This is a genomic window from Sediminitomix flava, assembly GCF_003149185.1.
Classification (GTDB): domain Bacteria; phylum Bacteroidota; class Bacteroidia; order Cytophagales; family Flammeovirgaceae; genus Sediminitomix; species Sediminitomix flava.
The window spans coordinates 654,791-673,415 of record NZ_QGDO01000001.1; the positions used below are offsets into that span (position 1 = coordinate 654,791).

The 18,625-nt window shown below is 36.5% G+C and carries 10 protein-coding genes; 9 read left to right on the plus strand and 1 reads right to left on the minus strand.

All coding sequences use genetic code 11. The features are described 5' to 3' along the window. Positions 1-18 precede the first annotated feature (18 nt). From BC781_RS02520 to BC781_RS02545, 6 genes are all read left to right on the plus strand, one after another. The gene (locus BC781_RS02520) at positions 19-1,410 is read left to right on the plus strand and encodes a type III PLP-dependent enzyme domain-containing protein (protein ID WP_109615672.1); all 1,392 of its coding nucleotides are present in this window, start codon (positions 19-21) and stop codon (positions 1,408-1,410) included. A 246-nt stretch (positions 1,411-1,656) separates the two neighbouring features. Continuing rightward, entirely contained in the window at positions 1,657-4,662 is a 3,006-nt protein-coding gene (locus tag BC781_RS02525; protein ID WP_109615673.1) for a SusC/RagA family TonB-linked outer membrane protein, read from the plus strand. Positions 4,663-4,682: 20 nt separating this feature from the next. After that, entirely contained in the window at positions 4,683-6,311 is a 1,629-nt protein-coding gene (locus tag BC781_RS02530) for a RagB/SusD family nutrient uptake outer membrane protein (RefSeq protein WP_109615674.1), read from the plus strand. A 136-nt stretch (positions 6,312-6,447) separates the two neighbouring features. Further along, on the plus strand, positions 6,448-9,126 hold the full coding sequence (locus tag BC781_RS02535; protein ID WP_109615675.1) for an alpha-L-rhamnosidase-related protein: 2,679 nt from the start codon (positions 6,448-6,450) through the stop codon (positions 9,124-9,126). A gap of 530 nt (positions 9,127-9,656) precedes the next feature. Continuing rightward, complete coding sequence (locus BC781_RS02540) at positions 9,657-12,380, plus strand: TonB-dependent receptor (protein WP_109615676.1); 2,724 nt, start codon at positions 9,657-9,659, stop codon at positions 12,378-12,380. A 25-nt stretch (positions 12,381-12,405) separates the two neighbouring features. After that, complete coding sequence (locus tag BC781_RS02545) at positions 12,406-13,617, plus strand: hypothetical protein (RefSeq protein ID WP_109615677.1); 1,212 nt, start codon at positions 12,406-12,408, stop codon at positions 13,615-13,617. Between the two features lie 130 nt (positions 13,618-13,747). Here BC781_RS02545 and BC781_RS02550 read toward each other — a convergent pair whose 3' ends face one another. Continuing rightward, positions 13,748-14,419 carry a hypothetical protein gene (locus tag BC781_RS02550; RefSeq protein WP_109615678.1) on the minus strand — a complete coding sequence of 224 codons (672 nt, stop codon included), beginning with the start codon at positions 14,417-14,419 and terminating at the stop codon, positions 13,748-13,750. A gap of 494 nt (positions 14,420-14,913) precedes the next feature. Between BC781_RS02550 and BC781_RS02555 the strand changes: the two genes are divergently transcribed. From BC781_RS02555 to BC781_RS02565, 3 genes are all read left to right on the plus strand, one after another. Next, positions 14,914-16,617 carry a sensor histidine kinase gene (locus tag BC781_RS02555; RefSeq protein WP_109615679.1) on the plus strand — a complete coding sequence of 568 codons (1,704 nt, stop codon included), beginning with the start codon at positions 14,914-14,916 and terminating at the stop codon, positions 16,615-16,617. A gap of 6 nt (positions 16,618-16,623) precedes the next feature. Further along, entirely contained in the window at positions 16,624-17,016 is a 393-nt protein-coding gene (locus tag BC781_RS02560) for a response regulator (protein ID WP_109615680.1), read from the plus strand. A gap of 88 nt (positions 17,017-17,104) precedes the next feature. Next, positions 17,105-18,493 carry a SpoIIE family protein phosphatase gene (locus BC781_RS02565; RefSeq protein WP_109615681.1) on the plus strand — a complete coding sequence of 463 codons (1,389 nt, stop codon included), beginning with the start codon at positions 17,105-17,107 and terminating at the stop codon, positions 18,491-18,493. Positions 18,494-18,625: the final 132 nt, after the last annotated feature.

Consider the following 18,625-nt stretch of genomic DNA (forward strand, 5'->3'; position numbering starts at 1 on the left):
GATTTGCTTAAGGGCTAAATGAAAAATTACTTTGATCTGATTGATCAAACCTTCGATTTCCCAACTGAAGAGTTTGATGTAAAAGAAGGAACATTATCATTTAACAATGTTCCAATCATGGAGCTTATTGAAAAATATGGTACTCCTCTGAAGTTATGCTATCTGCCAAAAATCAGTCAACAGATACAACGTGCTCAACGAGTTTTCAAAGAAGCTATTAAGAAACAAAATTACCAAGGTGATTATATCTACACCTACTGTACCAAGTCGAGCCACTTCAAACATGTGATTAAAGAGACATTGAAGAACAATGCTCAACTTGAAACATCTTCACATTATGACATTGAGATCATTAAAAGTTTATACAAAAGTGGAGATATAACAAATGACATCACGATTCTTTGTAATGGCTTCAAACCCGAACCATACAAAAAAGCTATTGTAGATCTTATAAAAATGGGATTTCACAATTGTATTCCTATCGTAGATAACATTGAAGAAATTGATTATTATGACGAGCATCTCGATAGAGTTGTAAATGTAGGTATACGAGTTGCAGCAGATGAAGAACCCGACTTTGGAATGTACACCTCACGACTTGGTATCCGATACAGTGAGGTAGTAAACCTCTATCAAGAAAAGATTGCTCCTAATCCCAATTTCAAATTAAAACTCCTTCACTTCTTTATAAATTCTGGGATAAGAGATACACAATATTATTGGACTGAACTTAACAAGTTTATTTATAAGTACACCGAATTGAAAGCACTTACTCCCGATATTGACAGTGTAGATATTGGTGGTGGATTCCCAATAAAGTACTCCCTTTCTTATAATTACGATCACGAGTACATGGCTTCGGCAATCGTGGAAGTTATAAAAGATGTTTGTGACGGAAAAAAAACACCTACACCACATATCATAACTGAGTTTGGAAGTTACACTGTTGGAGAAAGTGGAGCAATCATATATTCTGTACTTGATGAAAAGCTTCAAAATGACAAAGAAGCGTGGTATATCATAGATGGTTCATTTATAACTCATCTGCCAGATAGTTGGGGAAAAAACCACAAATTCATCATGTTAGCTATCAACAACTGGAATAATCGTTTCAAACAGGTACACCTTGGAGGTATCACCTGTGATTCAGATGACTTTTATAACTCTGAAGCCCATAGTGCTAACATCTATTTGCCTGCTTTCGACAAAAAAGATGAAAAACAATATATTGGAATGTTCCACACCGGAGCTTACCAAGAAGCTATTGCGGGCTATGGAGGAATATCACATTGTTTGATACCAGACCCAAAAATGATCATCATTGATAAAGATGAAAACGGGAATCACAAGTATGAAATATTCAAAGAACAAACAAGTTCTGAAAAAATGCTTGACATACTTGGGTACTAAGAAACTCTAATTCATCCAAAAAGATATTTGCCTACTTCTAAAAATACTTGAAGTAGGTATTTTTTTGCCTCTTTTTTCAACGCTCATTCCCGAAATAAGTCTTAAAACTTCTTAAACCTACTCATGTACTAAGTTCATCGGAAAGGTTAAAATTTTATGGCCGAAATCAATCAGTTTTGAACATCTAGGTTTACAACCACTTATGACACAAGGCTAAAAATAAAGACTCAAAAAACTATCATTTCTATGAACATTGTAAGACGAATAGGTTACTTACTACTGTTTCTACTACTGCCTCTGGTACTTTCCGCACAAGAAGTCAGTGTAAGCGGAACAGTAACAGACGAAACTGGAGCGCCATTGCCAGGCGTAAGTATTTTGGTTGAAGGAACATCTAAAGGGGTTACTACCGATTTCGATGGTAATTATACCCTAAATGGCATTTCCAATGACGATAATTTGGTATTCTCATATGTAGGATATTTGGACCAAAGAGTTACGGTCGGGAATCAATCTATAATCGATATTAAAATGGCTCCTGATGTAGATGAGCTTGAAGAGGTTGTCGTTGTAGGTTATGGAGCTCAGAAAAAAGAAGATAACACAGGTTCATTAAAAGCTGTATCAACAGCTGAATTTAACAAAGGGGCATTAACTTCTCCTGACCAACTACTTACAGGTAAAGTTGCTGGGGTATCTATCACTTCAAACAGTGGAGCTCCAGGTGCACAAAACTCTATTAGAATTAGAGGTGGTACTTCTGTAAATGCGAGTAACGAACCTTTGTATGTAATTGATGGAGTTCCAATTGACAACTCAGCATTCAACCCTGGTGGATTTGATGCCGGTAGAAACCCTCTAAACTCGATCAACCCTTCAGATATTGAATCATTTACTGTACTAAAAGATGCTTCGGCTACAGCTATTTATGGTTCTAGAGCAGCAAACGGAGTAATTTTGATTACCACTAAAAAAGGTAAAGCTGGAAAGGTTTCTTTTTCATACGATGGATTTATCTCATTCAGTCAAGACTTCGGTTCTCCTGATCAACTTTCACCTCAATCTTACAGAGATTATGTAACTACAGAATTTCCAGATAGAGCAGGTTTATTAGGTGAAGCAAATACAAACTGGTATGACGAAACTTTACAGACTGGTATTGGTCAAAGCCATACAGTGAGTTATTCTGCAGGTGCTGAAAAATTCAATGTTAGAACCTCTATCGGATACTTTAGCCAAGAGGGTATTCTTAAAAACTCAGAAACGGAAAGGGTAACATTCAATATTGCATCTCAAAGTACACTACTAGATAGTCACCTTAAACTAGACATCAACTTCAAAGGTGCTCAAAATGAAGATAAGTTTGTAAACGGTGGTGTAGTTGGTAGTGCAATTCGATTTGACCCAACTCAACCGATCAGAGACCCTGAAAGTATCTATGGTGGATACTTCGAATATGAGAACATCAACGCTCCTAAAAACCCTATTGCACTTCAAAATGAAATTGAAGATAATGGTACTTCATACAGGGGATTAGGTAACGTAAAACTCGATTACAAACTTCATTTCTATGACAAACTATCAGCGATCTTAAACTTAGGTGTTGATATTAATACAGGACACCGTAGACGTTACGACCCTTACTTCTTACGTGAGCAATTCGGAAGCGACAACGGTAATGGTCAGATCAGAAATGAAAACTTCAGTAGAGTCAATAACTTGATGGATATCTACTTAAACTGGAGAGAAGAATTTGAAGAAATTCATAGCCGTGTAGATGTTACTTTAGGTTACTCTTGGCAAAGATTTATTTCAGAATTCCCAGGTTATAGAGCCTTCAATATTGGTAATGACATCTTGGGAGAAAATGCCGCTAGTTTTGCAGGAGACAGTCAAGTTTTCTTCAACAAACAAGCCAATAAACTGATCTCGTTCTGGGGTAGATTGAACTACTCATTCTACAACAGATACAATATCACTTTCACATTGCGTAGAGATGGTTCATCAAGATTTGGAGAAGATAACCGTTGGGGTACCTTCCCTTCTATTGCCTTTGCATGGAGAATTATCGACGAACCTTGGATGAGAGCTACAGACGGTTGGTTAGCAGATCTGAAACTTCGTGCAGGTTTCGGTATTACGGGTAACCAAGAAATTGGAGATTACAACTTCCTTTCTACTTATACATTTAGTGATAACAGAGCAAGCTATCCTATCGGAAGTGGTTTCGAACCTACAGTAAGAGCAAACGGATTTGATTCTGGTCTAAAATGGGAAGAAACAAAACAATGGAACGTTGGTATCGAAGCGGGATTTGCTGAAGGTAAATACAATGTAGAAGTCGATTGGTATCTAAAAGATACGGAAGACCTTCTTTTTGAAATTTCTGTACCAGGTGGTTCCAACCTTACCAACGTGATTCTGACAAACATTGGATCATTAAGAAATACAGGAGTTGAATTTACGTTCGATGCCGTTGCATTAGATAGACCAAACTTCCAATGGAATGTAGGCTTGAATGCTGCTTACAATGTGAATGAAATTAGAAGTCTAGATGTAATTGACAGTGATGATTTCTTAGGATTCCAAACCGGAGGTATATCAGGGGGTACTGGTAACACCATCCAAATTTTGAGAGAAGGAGAGCCTGTAAATTCATTCTTTGTATTTGAGCACATTTTCCAAGATGGATTACCATTGGTAGACGGTGTAGACCACAACGGAGATGGTAACGCAAACAACCTTGACATCTATGTTGATCAGAATGGTGATGGAATTATCAATGACCTTGATAAAACAGTATACAAAAAACCTGCTGCCGATTGGATTTTAGGACTTACTTCTACGATGTACTTCTGGAATTTCGACCTCTTATTTACTCTTCGAAGCAACTTGAACAACTGGGTTTATAACAACAATAAATCCGACCTACTTCAAACTAACTCAATTAGAAATGGAGACTTCTTGTCAAACGTTGATAAAAGAGTTCGTCAAATTCCATTCAGAGAACCACAATACTTCTCAGACTACTTCCTTGAAAGCGGTAGTTTCCTAAAACTAGATAACATTACGCTAGGATACACTTTCAATGACCTTGTTGATAACATGAACTTGAGAGCATATGTAACAGCCCAAAACTTATTCCTAGTCTCTGGTTACGATGGTATTGACCCTGAAACACCTACAGGTATAGACAATAATGTTTACCCTCGCTCGAGAACTTGGTTGATTGGTCTTAGTCTTGGTTTTTAATCCTAATCTTGATTTTAGCAATGAAAAAATACATACATAAAATATTTGTACTTCTATGCTTAGTATCGGTAGGGAGTGCATGTACAGACTTAGATGAGGAACCATTTACACTCATCACCGAAGTAAACGTATACAATGAACCATCGTCATACCGTACCTTCCTAAATAAGTTGTACGCTGGTCTTGCTCTAACAGGGCAAGCAGGTCCTGCTGGTAACGGTGATATCAAACAAATCGATGAAGGTTTTTCAAGTTATCTAAGACAATATTGGCAACTTCAGCAAATCCCTACAGATGAAGTAGTTATTGGATGGGGTGATGCAGGTCTTCCAGATATTGTTCGTCTAACCTGGTCTTCTGATAACCAGTTTAACAGAGCCGTTTATGACCGTATCTATTTCCAAATTTCTCAAATCAATGAATTCTTAAGGGAAACTACTGATGAGAAATTAGCGAGTAGAAGCACACCAGATTCAGTTCTACAAATTATGCCTCAGTATAGAGCTGAAGCGAGATACCTTAGAGCGCTGAGTTATTTTCATGGTATTGATCTTTATGGTGATATCCCATTACTCACCGAGACAAATTCGAGTGTAGGATTAACTCCTCCAGAACAATCTACAAGAGAAGAGGTATTTACCTTCATTACAACAGATTTACTTGATCTTGAAAGTGATTTATCTCCAGCCGCATCTGCTGACTATGGTAGAGCGAGTCAAGCCTCTGCATGGACATTACTATCTAAATTGTACTTAAATTCTGAAGTTTATGTTGGACAGGCAAAATACGACAGTGCAAGAATCTTTGCCGAACTTGTTATTGACGAATCCGAATTTGGTGGCGGAAGTGCATTTACTCTAGAAGAAAATTATGCTGAACTATTTGGTGCAGATAATGATCGAAGAAAAGAAACAATCTTCTCTATAAATTTTGATGGAGAGAACTCTCAAACCTTCGGGGGGACGACATTCCTAGTGTTTGCAGCTATCGGCGGAAATATGGATCCATTCGAATACGGTGTGAATGGTGGTTGGTGGGGCTTAAGAACAACTCAAAACCTTGTCAACACCTTTGAAGAAGTTGCTCCTGTTGAAGATGATGGAACAAGTACAGATTCTCGAGCTATTTTCTTTACAGATGGTCAAGAAAGAGATATTACAGACGACAATCAATTGGGTAACTTCCAAGTAGGTTATGCTGTTCCTAAGTTCACAAACGTGAGATCAGATGGGCAAGCTGCTGGAAACAACTCATTCCCAGATACAGACTTCTCACTGTTCAGATTAGCAGATGTATATCTTATGTATGTTGAAGCTGTTGAAAGAGGTGCTAACCAAGGAGGATATGCCCCTGTCGACTTAGTCAACGAGATTAGAAATAGAGCTTTTGGAGACGGCAATCAGAATATTACAGATGCTGATATTGATCTTGACTTCATCATTGCTGAAAGATCAAGAGAATTGTATTGGGAAGGGCACCGCAGAACTGACCTTATCAGATTCGGGCTATTCACAAGTGCTGACTACCTATGGCCATTCAAAGGTGGTCCTGTAGAAGGCCGAGCAGCAGATGAGTTCCGAGACCTGTACCCGATTCCTTCTACTGAGCTTATTGCCAACCCTAATTTGACTCAAAATCCTGGATATTAAAGTCTAATCAATGTTTCATAGATTAAGGTTGCTTCTTAGTGGGAGCAACCTTTTATTTTGTTAAAGGATTTACATATCAACAGTATCAACTACATTAGTTTACTATCTTACACTTATATTTTTTAAGAAAGTAATTATGAAATTAAAGACACTGGCTTTTTTAAGTGCAGCCCTCCTCACTGCATGTTCCTCTCAGAATCATAAAAATGAGGAATTTATCTACTCTTCTCCCGAATTTTCAATTAGTAAAAATGAAGTTGTACAAGGAAAATTCACTGCTGAAATCATCGGTAGTAAACAAATATCATCAGACTATCAATCTCCAAAACACCTCAATTATAGTCCTGTAATTGATTTTAAGTTTGCCATTAATCAAAAAGATAATGAACTAGACTTTGGTGTTAACCATAGAGTTTTCATCCAACCTAACGGAAATGAATATGAAACACCCATTATAAAGTTTGGTGAACAGTTTTCTGATCAAAATCAACCGACAGATAACAAACCTTTAGCGCCGAATACTAAAGTTACATTCAGACTAGATATGAATGAGGTTTTAAAATCATTTGAAGAAAAAGGATTCTACGAGACTATTCATGGCGATAAAATAGCAAAGGTCGATTTTAAAGAGGTTTGTATAGCCGGAGGTTCATACCCTCTTCGTTGGGATTTTGAAAATCTTGGAGGAAATAATGGAGAACGTCTCACTGATGAAGATAATGACGGAATTTATGAAACTACTATCGTTCTCAATCCACATAATGAGGATCTAAAAACAAAGAATGTTTGGACTCTAGAAGAAGATATTAGCAACTTTCCTCAATTAAATACAGATATTCCTTTAATGGATGCCGCTTATAATTTGACACTTGAAGAAGTCATTAAACTAAGCGAAGCTGATGGTACTTTCAGAACTGGAGAAAAATGGGCTGGTGTTTGGACTCGTGATGTGAGTTATGCCATAATTTTAGGCCTCGCTCAAGTTGACCCCGAAAGATGTAAAACATCATTGAGAAAAAAAGTAAAAAGAAACCGAATCGTACAAGACACGGGTTCTGGTGGAGCATGGCCTGTATCTACAGATAGAATTGTATGGACACTAGCCGCATGGGAAATTTATAAAGTAACAGGTGATAATGATTGGTTAGAAGAGGTCTTCCAAATTATTAAAAATACAGTCGATGATGACCTAGAAGTCATTTGGAATACCAAAGAAATTGTAAAAGGAGAAACTTCATTTACTGATTGGAGAAAGCAAACTTACCCAAGATGGATGGATAATGTAGATATCTCACAATCAACTGGCCTGAGTACGAATATTGTCTACTACCAGTCTCTTAAGATTCTACATGAAATGGGGCAAGTTCTTGGGAAAGAAAATATAGAGAAATATAACTTAAAAGCAGACCATCTTAAGGCTGAAATTAATGCCAACTTTTGGCTAGAAGACAAAGGCTATTACGCACAATACCAATATGGTCGTTTCAATAAAATAACCTCACCAAACTCTGAAGCACTTGGTGAAGCATTTGCCGTACTATTCGGTATAGGTGATCAGAAACGATCAAATCGAGTAATTGCTAACACTCCTAACATGACTTACGGAATCCCAACAGTTTACCCTCAACTAAATGGTATTCCTCCTTATCACAATGATAGTGTTTGGCCTTTCGTACAAATGTTTTGGAACCTTGCTGCTGCACAAGTAGGGAATGAAGCAATACTAGAACATGGATTAGCTTCTATTTACAGAGCATTAGCTTTGTTCTTAACTAACAAAGAAAACATGGTTGCTTCCACAGGGGATTTCGCAGGTACCGAACTAAATTCAAACTATCAGCTTTGGAGTGTGGCTGGTTCACTAGGCTTAGTGTATAAGATTTTTTTCGGAATGGATTTTCAGGCAGAACAATTGAAATTTAGCCCTGTAATTCCTCAGGCTTATCAAGGGCAAAAAACACTTACAAATTTCACTTACCGAAATGCAATTCTAGATATCACTATTTCTGGACATGGAAATAAAATAAAAAGTTTTAAAGTGGATGGCATAGAACAAGATGCAGCTATTTCCTCATCTTTAGAAGGTAAACATCAAATTGAAATTCAACTAGCAAATAACTCGTTTAAAGACGCTCCTCTTCAACTTGTGGAAAACCATGTGATGCTCCCTACACCAGAAACTACTCTGACCAAGAATATCATTAGTTGGGAGAAAATTGAAGGAGCTCAGAAGTACGAGATTTTTGTAAATGGAAAACTGAAAGAAACTACTGATAAAACTTCAATTAAAATTGAGGAACAGAACTTCCAAGAGGTTTCCGTAAGAGCTATAGACACCGAAGGATTTGTTTCATTCCTTTCAGAGCCTATTAAAGTTTATAATGAGAAAAATGAAAGTCTAATCGAAGCAGAACGTTTTGCTAAAATAAGCGACAAAAAACTCACTGATTTCACAGGAATTGGAGCTATTGAAATCTCAAAATTGGCTAATCGTAACTTTGTATTTGATGTAAAAGTCCCTGCCGATGGGGAATATTTAATTGACTTCAGGTATTCAAATGGAAGCGGACCTTGGAATACAGATAATAAATGTGCGCTACGTACACTATTCTTAGAAAATAATAAAATAGGTAGTGTTGTTATGGCACAAAGAGGCACTGATGAATGGTCGAATTGGTCATACTCGAACTCGAACAAAGTGTATTTGAAAAAAGGAAAAAATCAACTTTCATTAAAGTTTGAAGACTATGATGAGAATATGAATGTAGATATAAATAATGCCCTCATTGACTATATCCGTCTTATCAAACTTTAATTGTTATCACAATATCAGCTATCCTCACCTAAATCTCTTTAGGTGAGGATTTTTAGTATCTGAACATTACTCAAATTATCACTTGTTCAATCATATGGTAGTTTTCCTATCAAAAAGAAATACTTTTCAGAATCTTTAAAAGAAGACAACTTCAAAACACACTCACAAACAATTATTTAGAAACTATCAATGCTAATTTCATCAAAAGTAGAATGTGCTTTTTCACTTGTTTTAGAATACTTCTAACACCACACATCAATATTAACAGACTGTGAATCTGTCTATTAAACAAATTCTAATTCAAGTCAAAATCCTTATAATTCCCCATAAATAGTTAAACTCATAAAAGACGTTCATTCATAATTTGAAGTCGCTCTTTTCTTCAGTTTATCTTCTATAAACATTCGTAACACTAGAGAAATACAATCGAGATAATAGCTTTATTATTTGGTAATCTTAAGACTGTACAATTGCAAAAAATGTCAAGAAAAAGGTGTGGATGATATTTACTACCTAGCTATAACCCAGATATGAAAAAACTTATACTCTTTTGTTTTTTTGCTACTCTTTCAATTGTAGCATTAAGTCAAGAGAAGAGAAAACTAACAGGGACAGTCAAAGATGAAGCTACAGGAGAAGAAGTAATTGGCGCAAACGTCTTGATTAAAGGAACAACCATAGGTAAAGCCACAGATATCTATGGGAAATTTGAACTTGAAATAGAACCTGGCTTTTATACCCTCAAAGTATCTTATGTGGGTTATAAAGATTTAGAGAAAGAAGTTGACCTCACCAATAATGATTTAGACGTAGAAGTTTTACTTCCTGTAGATGCTGAAGAACTAGAGGAAGTTGTTGTAAAAGGTCAGATTGATAAAACCTCCGATGAAGCATTACTGGTGGAACGAAAAAAAGCAGCTAGTATGGTTCAGAGTATTGGAGCCGAAAAATTAGCTGTACAGGGTGTTTCAAATGTGGAAGAAGGCGTTGCCAAAATCTCAGGTATAGCCAAAGTAGGAAGCAAAGGCGTTTACGTACGCGGACTTGGTGACAGGTATAATAGCGTAATGATGAATGACCTCCCGATTCCTTCAACCGACCCCGATAAGAAGGTTATGCCACTTCAAATTTTTCCAACCGATATTGTAGAAAATATATCTGTTGCTAAAACTTTTCAAGCAGATCAATACGGTGATTTTGGAGGTGCAACAGTTATGATTGATACAAGAAGAGCTCCTCTTTCTCCATTCTTAGATATTTCACTTGGAGCATCGGGAAATACAATTACTACTTTTCAAGATTTCAGAGTACAAAACAGTGGTAATAATTTCGGATTCAAGAATTCTGACTCAGACAATCCACTGGGTGTTGATGGAAATAATAACCCTGTTCTTCCTACAGATGGTGATCCTTTCCCTAAAGGCTTCAACCAATCGACATACAATGCTCCAATAGATTTTGGAGGAAATGTAACTGGAGGAAAACTCTTTCCTATTGGAAATATGGGCTTAGGGTTTATGGCTACACTAGGCTATGAATATGACTATAGAAGAGTGGAAGGAATTGTGAGAAACCTTGATGCCAATGGGCGAGATTTATCATCATTTGATCTTGAAGACTGGAAACTGTCGACCTTAACAACAGCATTAGCAAACTTCAACTTAGACATCAACGATAATAACAACCTTGGCTTGAACTTATTATTTGTCAATGACTCAAAGAATTTGGTTGAAGATAGAGCAGGTTTTGTTGACGATCTAGATCGTGATGATATTTTATTCCGAAGAAGAACATTTCTACAAAGCCAAGTTTTTATAGCTCAACTAAAAGGAGAACATATTTTAAACGAGCGTTTTGATTTGGAATGGGGAGGTTCTTTTGCCAATACCAATCGTTATGAACCCGATCGAAAGCAGTTGGCATTTCAAGGTTATTCGCCAGGCGTAGATTCAGTCAACTTCTTGACAAATAGTAGAGCCGACAATCACCGATTTTTCGGCGATATGGACGATCAAGAGTATTCTGGATTGGCTAAAGTGAACTACAAGCACGGAAGTGTCGGGGAAACTTACAAAGGAAGACTTTCATTTGGAGGGCAAGTCAAATTGAAAACTAGAGATGTTACGAACTTTCAGTATAATATTCGATTTTTCGGAAACCCTAGAGTTGATGTAAACAACCCAGATGCCTTTCTAAACAATAGCAATTTTGGTTCAGCATACGAATACACCAACGGTATCGACGTTGCTCAGCATAAATTTATGGTAGATCAGAATGTCTACGGAGGGTTTTTACTTTATGATTGGAATCTTACAGAAATCTGGAAGCTTGTTTTAGGAATTAGATTTGAACATGGTAGTCAGGAAGTTTCTTTCAGAACTTTACAAGACAACTTTAATAGTCCGTTCAGAAGTGAAGATTATACAACCAACGATCCTCTACCATCTTTGACTGTTAAGTATGCAAGATCAGAAAAAGTCAACTATCGATTTGCTTTTAGTAAAACCCTAACGCGTCCAAGATTCTTGGAACTGATTCCATTCCAGTACCAAAGATCAGACAGAAGGTTGATAGAAGGTAATCCCGATCTTGAAAATTCTAATAACTACAATCTAGATTTCCAATACGAATACTTCCCTAATCCTGGAGAGTTGATTTCAGTAACATTATTTGGAAAAATATTCGATAATCCAATCGAACAAATCAGTGTACCCCAAGGAGGAGGAGCTTTATACACGTTCATAAATACGGATTTAGCTCATTTATTTGGAGTCGAGTTTGAATTCTCAAAGAAACTTGGCGCACATTGGGATTTAGACTTTAATGCATCATTGCTTTATTCTAGAATTGAACTAGGCAATAGTGTCGATGCACAGCGTATGACAAACAACAACCGTCCACTAGAAGGGGCATCTCCTTACATCATTAATTTATCAGGTTCTTATCACGATCAGCTTACAGATGCTTGGTACACTACAGCGACTTTAGTTTTCAATGTATTTGGTGAAAGATTGAATTCTGCAGGAGCACAAGGTGTAGGTGATATTTATGAAAAATCAGTCCCAACTCTCGATTTGGTTTGGAAAAATAAGCTGAATGAGAAATGGAAAATTGATGCCAAACTAAGCAACATACTCAATCCAGAAATTCGATATGAACAAAAGGAATTCGGAGATAGCTCAATTCGAGACATTGAAGTATTCAATATTAAATACGGAATAACTTATGGTTTGTCCGTAGGATATATTTTCTAAAACATAAAATCAAAGAAAACCCAAAATGAAACTTTTAAAGTATTCGTTCTTTCTGTTGTTATCATTAGTGATTACAACTTCATGCGATGATGATGACGACAGTTCAGGAGGAGGTTCTGAATGTATTGAGAATCTTGATGGCAACCTTATCTGTCGTAATATCCGTGATGGAGAAACACTAACACTACTTGAAGATTCAACTTATCGAATAGAACAAGGAATCTTCGTTGAAGAAGGAGGAACTCTAATTATTCAGCCAGGAGTGGTTGTAGAAGCTCAAGCTATTGGTTCTTCTCCATTTCTCTTAGTTGAAGCAGGAGCTACGATCAGAGCTATTGGTACTCGTGCGAAACCAATCATTTTTACATCTGATGCAGACACTCCAAGACCTGGTGACTGGGGAGGTATAATCCTAAATGGCTTAGCTCCTGTAAATGCGGGTGATGATGTAGTTGCAGAAGTTGGCGACGCTAGATACGGCGGAAGTGACGAAGAAGATGACTCAGGAGAATTAAGATATGTAATTGTAGCCTACGGAGGTGATCAGATTAACAGTGAAAAAGAACATAACGGATTCACATTTAACGGTGTAGGTAGTGGGACAGAATTGGCTTGGCTCATGGCTTATGAATGTTCTGATGACGGAATGGAATGGTTTGGAGGAACTGTTGAGGGTTCTAACCTAGTAACAGTCGGTTCAGAAGATGATTTATTTGATTGGACTTTCGGATGGACAGGAAGTGCTACTAATATATACGGCAAACAGTTTGAAGATGCCAATCGAGGTGGCGATAGAGGAATTGAGGCAGATAACAATGAAACCAATAATGCACTTACTCCAGTATCTTCACCTACAATCTCAAACCTTACTCTACTCGGAAATGGAAGAGATGTTTCTGGAATGAAACTAAGAAGAGGAACTGGGTTCAAGTTCTCTAATGTAGTAATTGATGGTTTTGGAGGTATAGGAATTGACATTGAGAGTGAGCTTTCATTAGCTCAAGTAGCGGATGGAGATGCTACTTTTGAAAACATTTCTGTTGATACAGATAGCATTGATTTTACAGTCAATTTGAGCCTTCCAGAAGGTACAGAACCAAGTGAAGATAACTTGGCTGATTCTACAGCTACTGTAGAGGCAATTGAAACAGCTTTAGAAGGCTCTGAGCCAACAGGAGCTCCTCAAGATTTGATTGATTTCTCAGAGGAAATGATTGACCTTATTGACGCCTTGTAATTTATAAAACGATCAATATAATCATCCACTTAGCCTCGTGCTAATTGTCTGACTTGTCTTGAGTTTATACACAGGTAATCTAAGTTGTTATAAGATTCTATTCCATTGGAATAGAATCTTTTTGTATGTTTTAATTTTCAAGGTCAGAAAATTCTAAATACAATGTTTTAAAATCAAATGAAGACTTTTTCTCCTCCAAAGGACTATTCTCTAAATCCTCAAAATGGATTCTGAAGATTGAATCTGACCATTCAAAATTAAGCGAAGAATACACAGGACTTCTCAACTCAATAATGTGGTCAAAGTCAGGCTTTGCAGAAATAAAATGCGCTGCAAACTGTTCTTTATCATTACCAAAGAAAATATAGGACGGGTATTCATCTTTAGTCCCATTTTTTTCAAATTTTCTGAAGTGTATCGTTTTAATAAAGTTAACATCAAACTCCTCCGTGATAGCTTTTCCTCCTCTTTCAAAATGTCCTTTGTAAAGAACAGCCTTAAATGACCTTGGCTTTTCCATCATCTCGGGTAAAACAAAAATCTCAGGGACTAAGGTATAAACCGTTTCACTTTGATCATTCTTTTTTGCATTTAGATAAGTTTCTAGCACGTCTGAAGGTAACTGAATTGTGGCAATTACTTGGTAATCGTGAGGTGAGTGAAACATGGGTAGGTGAGACACAAAAATCTCCTTTTCCCCAAATAAGAGCATACCATGTGTACTTGGTTTATCGGTATGATGATGTTGAGCAACACTAAAAAAACTGCTCAGTAAAAAGAATACTAAAAATAGTGGTTTCATTAAAATGGTATTGTGTTTATAAATTTTCACTCTGTTTATAAAACGATCATTCTTTATTTTGTTCAAAAAAATAGAAATTAATCGTATAACACTTAACTTAAAATAAACACCTTGATTAGTAAAAAGGTAAATCTCTACTTACTTTTGAGAGTCAAATTCAATGGGCTGAAAATATTTTTTTGATTTTAACATATTGACTCAATCCCAATAATACAAATATCAGTCTAAAACAATTTTGTATTCACGAATACCAAAAACCTAAGTCAAAATGGATTTAAAAGCATTTTTTGAATTAAATGACTTTAGTGTCTTTTTAACCTTACTTAAAAATTCTTTTGCAAAGACCTCAATCACCCTTGAGACAAGTTCATACACGACTAAAAATCAATAGTGATTCTCAATAAGTTTATATAATTTTACATCTAATTTTAGATTGGTGTGCTCAATCAAAATGAAATAATCGAAATAAAACTGGCTAATTTTTTTTCTAAACTATGCTTCAAAGTATTGTTACTGCTGCTGTAGGCATTGGTGCTGTGGCTACCGATGACCCTCAAGAAAAATCAAGGAAACAACTGCTCAATGGTTTGGCTATACTCATGAGTATGGGTGGAATTCTATGGGGTATTCTTGCTTCAGTATACGGATTTTACTACCTCTCCGTCATCCCGTTTGGATATACAGTCATGTCAGCTGTCAACCTTACCTATTTTCATTTTTCTAAAAACTTTAAGGTTGTCCGTTTTATACAAGTGCTAATGAGTTTACTGCTTCCATTCTTCTTTCAATGGGGAATCGGAGGTTTTGTAGCTTCAGGCGGCGTTATGCTTTGGGCATTGTTATCGCTTACAGGCTCAATCGCCTTCCAAGACAGAAACCATTCTAGACGTTGGTTAATAGCATATACCGTACTTATCATTTTTACGGGTGTAACAGATCAATATTGGGCAGAAAGAGGTTTATCTTTTCCTAGTGAGGTAACATCTCTCTTCTTTACCATAAATGTATCTGTAATATGTGCTATGGTACTGAGCTTAGTTTTATACTTTGTGAGTTTGAGAGATAAAGCCAATGACGAACTTCAAGAACTTACAGAAAATCTAGAAGACAAGGTCACACAGCGTACACAAGAAATATCGGCTGCAAATGATGCCTTAAGTATGCAAAAACAAGAGCTTGAACTTGCGCTAGACAACTTGAAAGCTACACAGTCACAGCTTGTACAGTCTGAAAAAATGGCTTCTCTAGGTACACTCATTGCAGGTATTGCCCACGAAATTAATACACCGCTAGGGGCAATTAGTGCTTCAATTAAGAATATATCGGAGTCTCTTACACTGACAGGAAATAACTTCCCTGAGCTAGCTAATATACTTTCTGAAGAAGACTTGAAACTTTTCTTTAGTATTGTTAGAAAAGCAGATGCACAGTCACAGGCACTTTCATCTAGAGAAGAACGCCAAATCAAAAGACGCCTTCGTTCTGAATTGGAAAATGAAGGAATTGAAAACGAAGACTCATTAGCTGATACTTTAGTAGATGCAAAAGTTTATGATCTAGAAGAAGTTTTACCACTTCTTAAGCAAAAGAATGCTGCAATGATTCTTGAGAATCTTTACCACTTCTCAACCCTTATCAATGACAGTAAAAATATTTCTTTGGCAGTAAGTAAAGCATCTAAAGTAGTATTCGCCCTTAAGAGTTTTGCTCACAAAGACCTTGGAGGTGAAAAGCAAACTGCCAATGTAGTTGACAATGTTGAAACCGTATTGACCTTGTATCATAACCAACTGAAACAAGGAATTGAAGTAGTTAGAAATTATGAAGAAGTACCTATGATAGGGTGTTTTGTTGACGAACTTAACCAAGTTTGGACAAACCTTCTTCACAATGCACTACAAGCTATGAATCATAGTGGTGAGATTACCATCAACATTAAAAACTCAACGATACTATCCGAGTCTGGAGAAGAACTACCCGCCGTAAGTGTTGGAATGGCCGACAATGGCCCTGGTATTCCTGAAGAAATTCAGAATAGAATTTTTGAAGCCTTCTTTACCACTAAAAAACAAGGTGAAGGTACAGGTTTAGGACTTGACATTGTAAGTAAAATTGTCAAGAAACATGACGGTAAGATAGACGTAGACAGCAAACTGGGTGAAGGAACCGAGTTTATTATCACTTTACCTTTAGCATAAAACAAGATGAATAAGAAAGTTATATTATGTGTGGATGATGAGAAAATCATCTTGAATTCATTAAAGAAACAACTTAAAACGAGATTTGGTAGTGAGTTTCTGTATGAAATAGCTGAAAGTGCTGAAGAGGGGCTAGAGATTTTGGATGAATTATTTGAAGACAATATGGAAGCTCCAATTATTGTCTCTGACTGGTATATGCCAGGCATCAAAGGAGATGAATTTTTACAACGTGTACACGAAATACGTCCTGATATCGTTAAAATTCTACTTACAGGGCAAGCTGACACCGCAATTATAGAAAGTGCAAAAAAAGATGGCTATCTAAATGAGGTTTTCTACAAGCCTTGGAGCCAAGATGAGCTGATGAGTAGTATTGAATCGCATTTAGGACTTTAAACTATATATTTTTTCAACCAAGCTATTTTGAAAGAGTGCTTTACCTCACACTTTCAAATTTCAATTATCAACACAAATTCTACTTTCGATGAGAAAACGAGCTATACTATGCGTTGACGATGAAAGAATCATTTTAACTGGTCTCAAGAAACAATTGAAACTAGTTTTAGGTGATGACTTCATTGTAGAAACGGCTGAAAGTGGGGATGAAGGGCTAGAAGTACATGCAGAATTGCTAGAAGATGGTTACGACATTCCTGTTGTAATCTCTGACTACATTATGCCCGGAATGAAAGGAGATGAATTTCTCAAAAATATTTACGATCAAAAAGCAGAAACTATCAGTATTCTTCTGACAGGACAAGCAGATACAGATGCTGTTGGAAATGCTGTAAACGAAGCAAATCTTTATCGATATATCCCGAAACCTTGGGAGCCTGAAGATGTACAGCTCACCGTAAAAGAAGCCATCCAAAAATATGATGCTGCACTCCAAATTGAGAGTCAGAACGCTGAACTTACAGAGCTTAATGAAGGTCTCGAGAAGAAAGTTGAGGCACGTACCGAGGAGTTACAAACCGTAAATGAAGAACTACAAAGTCTGAATGAAGAACTAACGCAAACACTAGAAACCGTTAGTGACCAAAAAGACGAGCTAGAAATAAAGAGCAAGAAAATTCTTGATAGTATTCAATACGCTCAACGAATTCAGAAAGCTGTTCTTCCTTCAAAAAGTCTTTTGACTGATTCTTTTTCAAAACACTTTATTTTCTTTCAACCAAGAGATATTGTAAGTGGAGACTTCTATTGGTGTAGAACAATTGAAAACAGAATCTATATCTGTGTAGCTGACTGTACAGGACATGGTGTTCCTGGTGCATTTATGAGTATGTTGGGAATTGCTCACCTCAACCAAATTGACTCTAGCTATAAAGGAAATGCAGCACAATGTTTAGATGAATTAAGAGATTATGTAAAAACATCTCTTGGTCAAACAGGCGAACTAGGTGAGCAACAAGACGGAATGGATATGGCTTTTTGTATCATAGATACAGATACAAAAATCATCCAATATGCTGGGGCTTATAACCCTATCTTCATCATGAGAGAGAAAGGGCAGCCTATTCCTGAGATTTCAAATCGTACTCAATTCTACGAACAAGATGATTTGGTATTGATCAGAGTAAAAGGGAACCCACAACCTATTGGGGTTTATCCTAAAGAAACACCATTTGCCAACGTTGAAATTAAGATTGAAGAAAACGATCTCATCTACCTTATATCTGATGGATTTGTTGATCAAGTTGGAGGTGATAAAGGAAAGAAATTCATGAGTCCAAAACTCAGAAAACTTCTTTTTGAATGTCACAATTTATCCATGCAAGAGAAACATGATCTTATCAAGAAGACATTTAATGATTGGAAAGGAAATTATGAACAAGTTGATGATGTAACAGCACTTGGTTTCCAACTCTAACATTCATAATAATAATCGTAAAAAAACCTCTGATTGAGTCTCTACTTGACCAGAGGTTTTATTTTATACAAAAACTAATCATATCACTAAATAAAGACCCGATTTAACTATTCAAACATTAAACTATTGTTA

What these genes read in the sequence shown, in the direction of transcription:
- BC781_RS02520 (WP_109615672.1), top strand. Translation starts at nt 19, where the DNA reads ATGAAAAATTACTTTGATCTGATTGATCAAACCTTCGATTTCCCAACT.
- BC781_RS02525 (WP_109615673.1), top strand. Translation starts at nt 1,657, where the DNA reads ATGAACATTGTAAGACGAATAGGTTACTTACTACTGTTTCTACTACTG.
- BC781_RS02530 (WP_109615674.1), top strand. Translation starts at nt 4,683, where the DNA reads ATGAAAAAATACATACATAAAATATTTGTACTTCTATGCTTAGTATCG.
- BC781_RS02535 (WP_109615675.1), top strand. Translation starts at nt 6,448, where the DNA reads ATGAAATTAAAGACACTGGCTTTTTTAAGTGCAGCCCTCCTCACTGCA.
- BC781_RS02540 (WP_109615676.1), top strand. Translation starts at nt 9,657, where the DNA reads ATGAAAAAACTTATACTCTTTTGTTTTTTTGCTACTCTTTCAATTGTA.
- BC781_RS02545 (WP_109615677.1), top strand. Translation starts at nt 12,406, where the DNA reads ATGAAACTTTTAAAGTATTCGTTCTTTCTGTTGTTATCATTAGTGATT.
- BC781_RS02550 (WP_109615678.1), bottom strand. Translation starts at nt 14,419, where the DNA reads ATGAAACCACTATTTTTAGTATTCTTTTTACTGAGCAGTTTTTTTAGT.
- BC781_RS02555 (WP_109615679.1), top strand. Translation starts at nt 14,914, where the DNA reads ATGCTTCAAAGTATTGTTACTGCTGCTGTAGGCATTGGTGCTGTGGCT.
- BC781_RS02560 (WP_109615680.1), top strand. Translation starts at nt 16,624, where the DNA reads ATGAATAAGAAAGTTATATTATGTGTGGATGATGAGAAAATCATCTTG.
- BC781_RS02565 (WP_109615681.1), top strand. Translation starts at nt 17,105, where the DNA reads ATGAGAAAACGAGCTATACTATGCGTTGACGATGAAAGAATCATTTTA.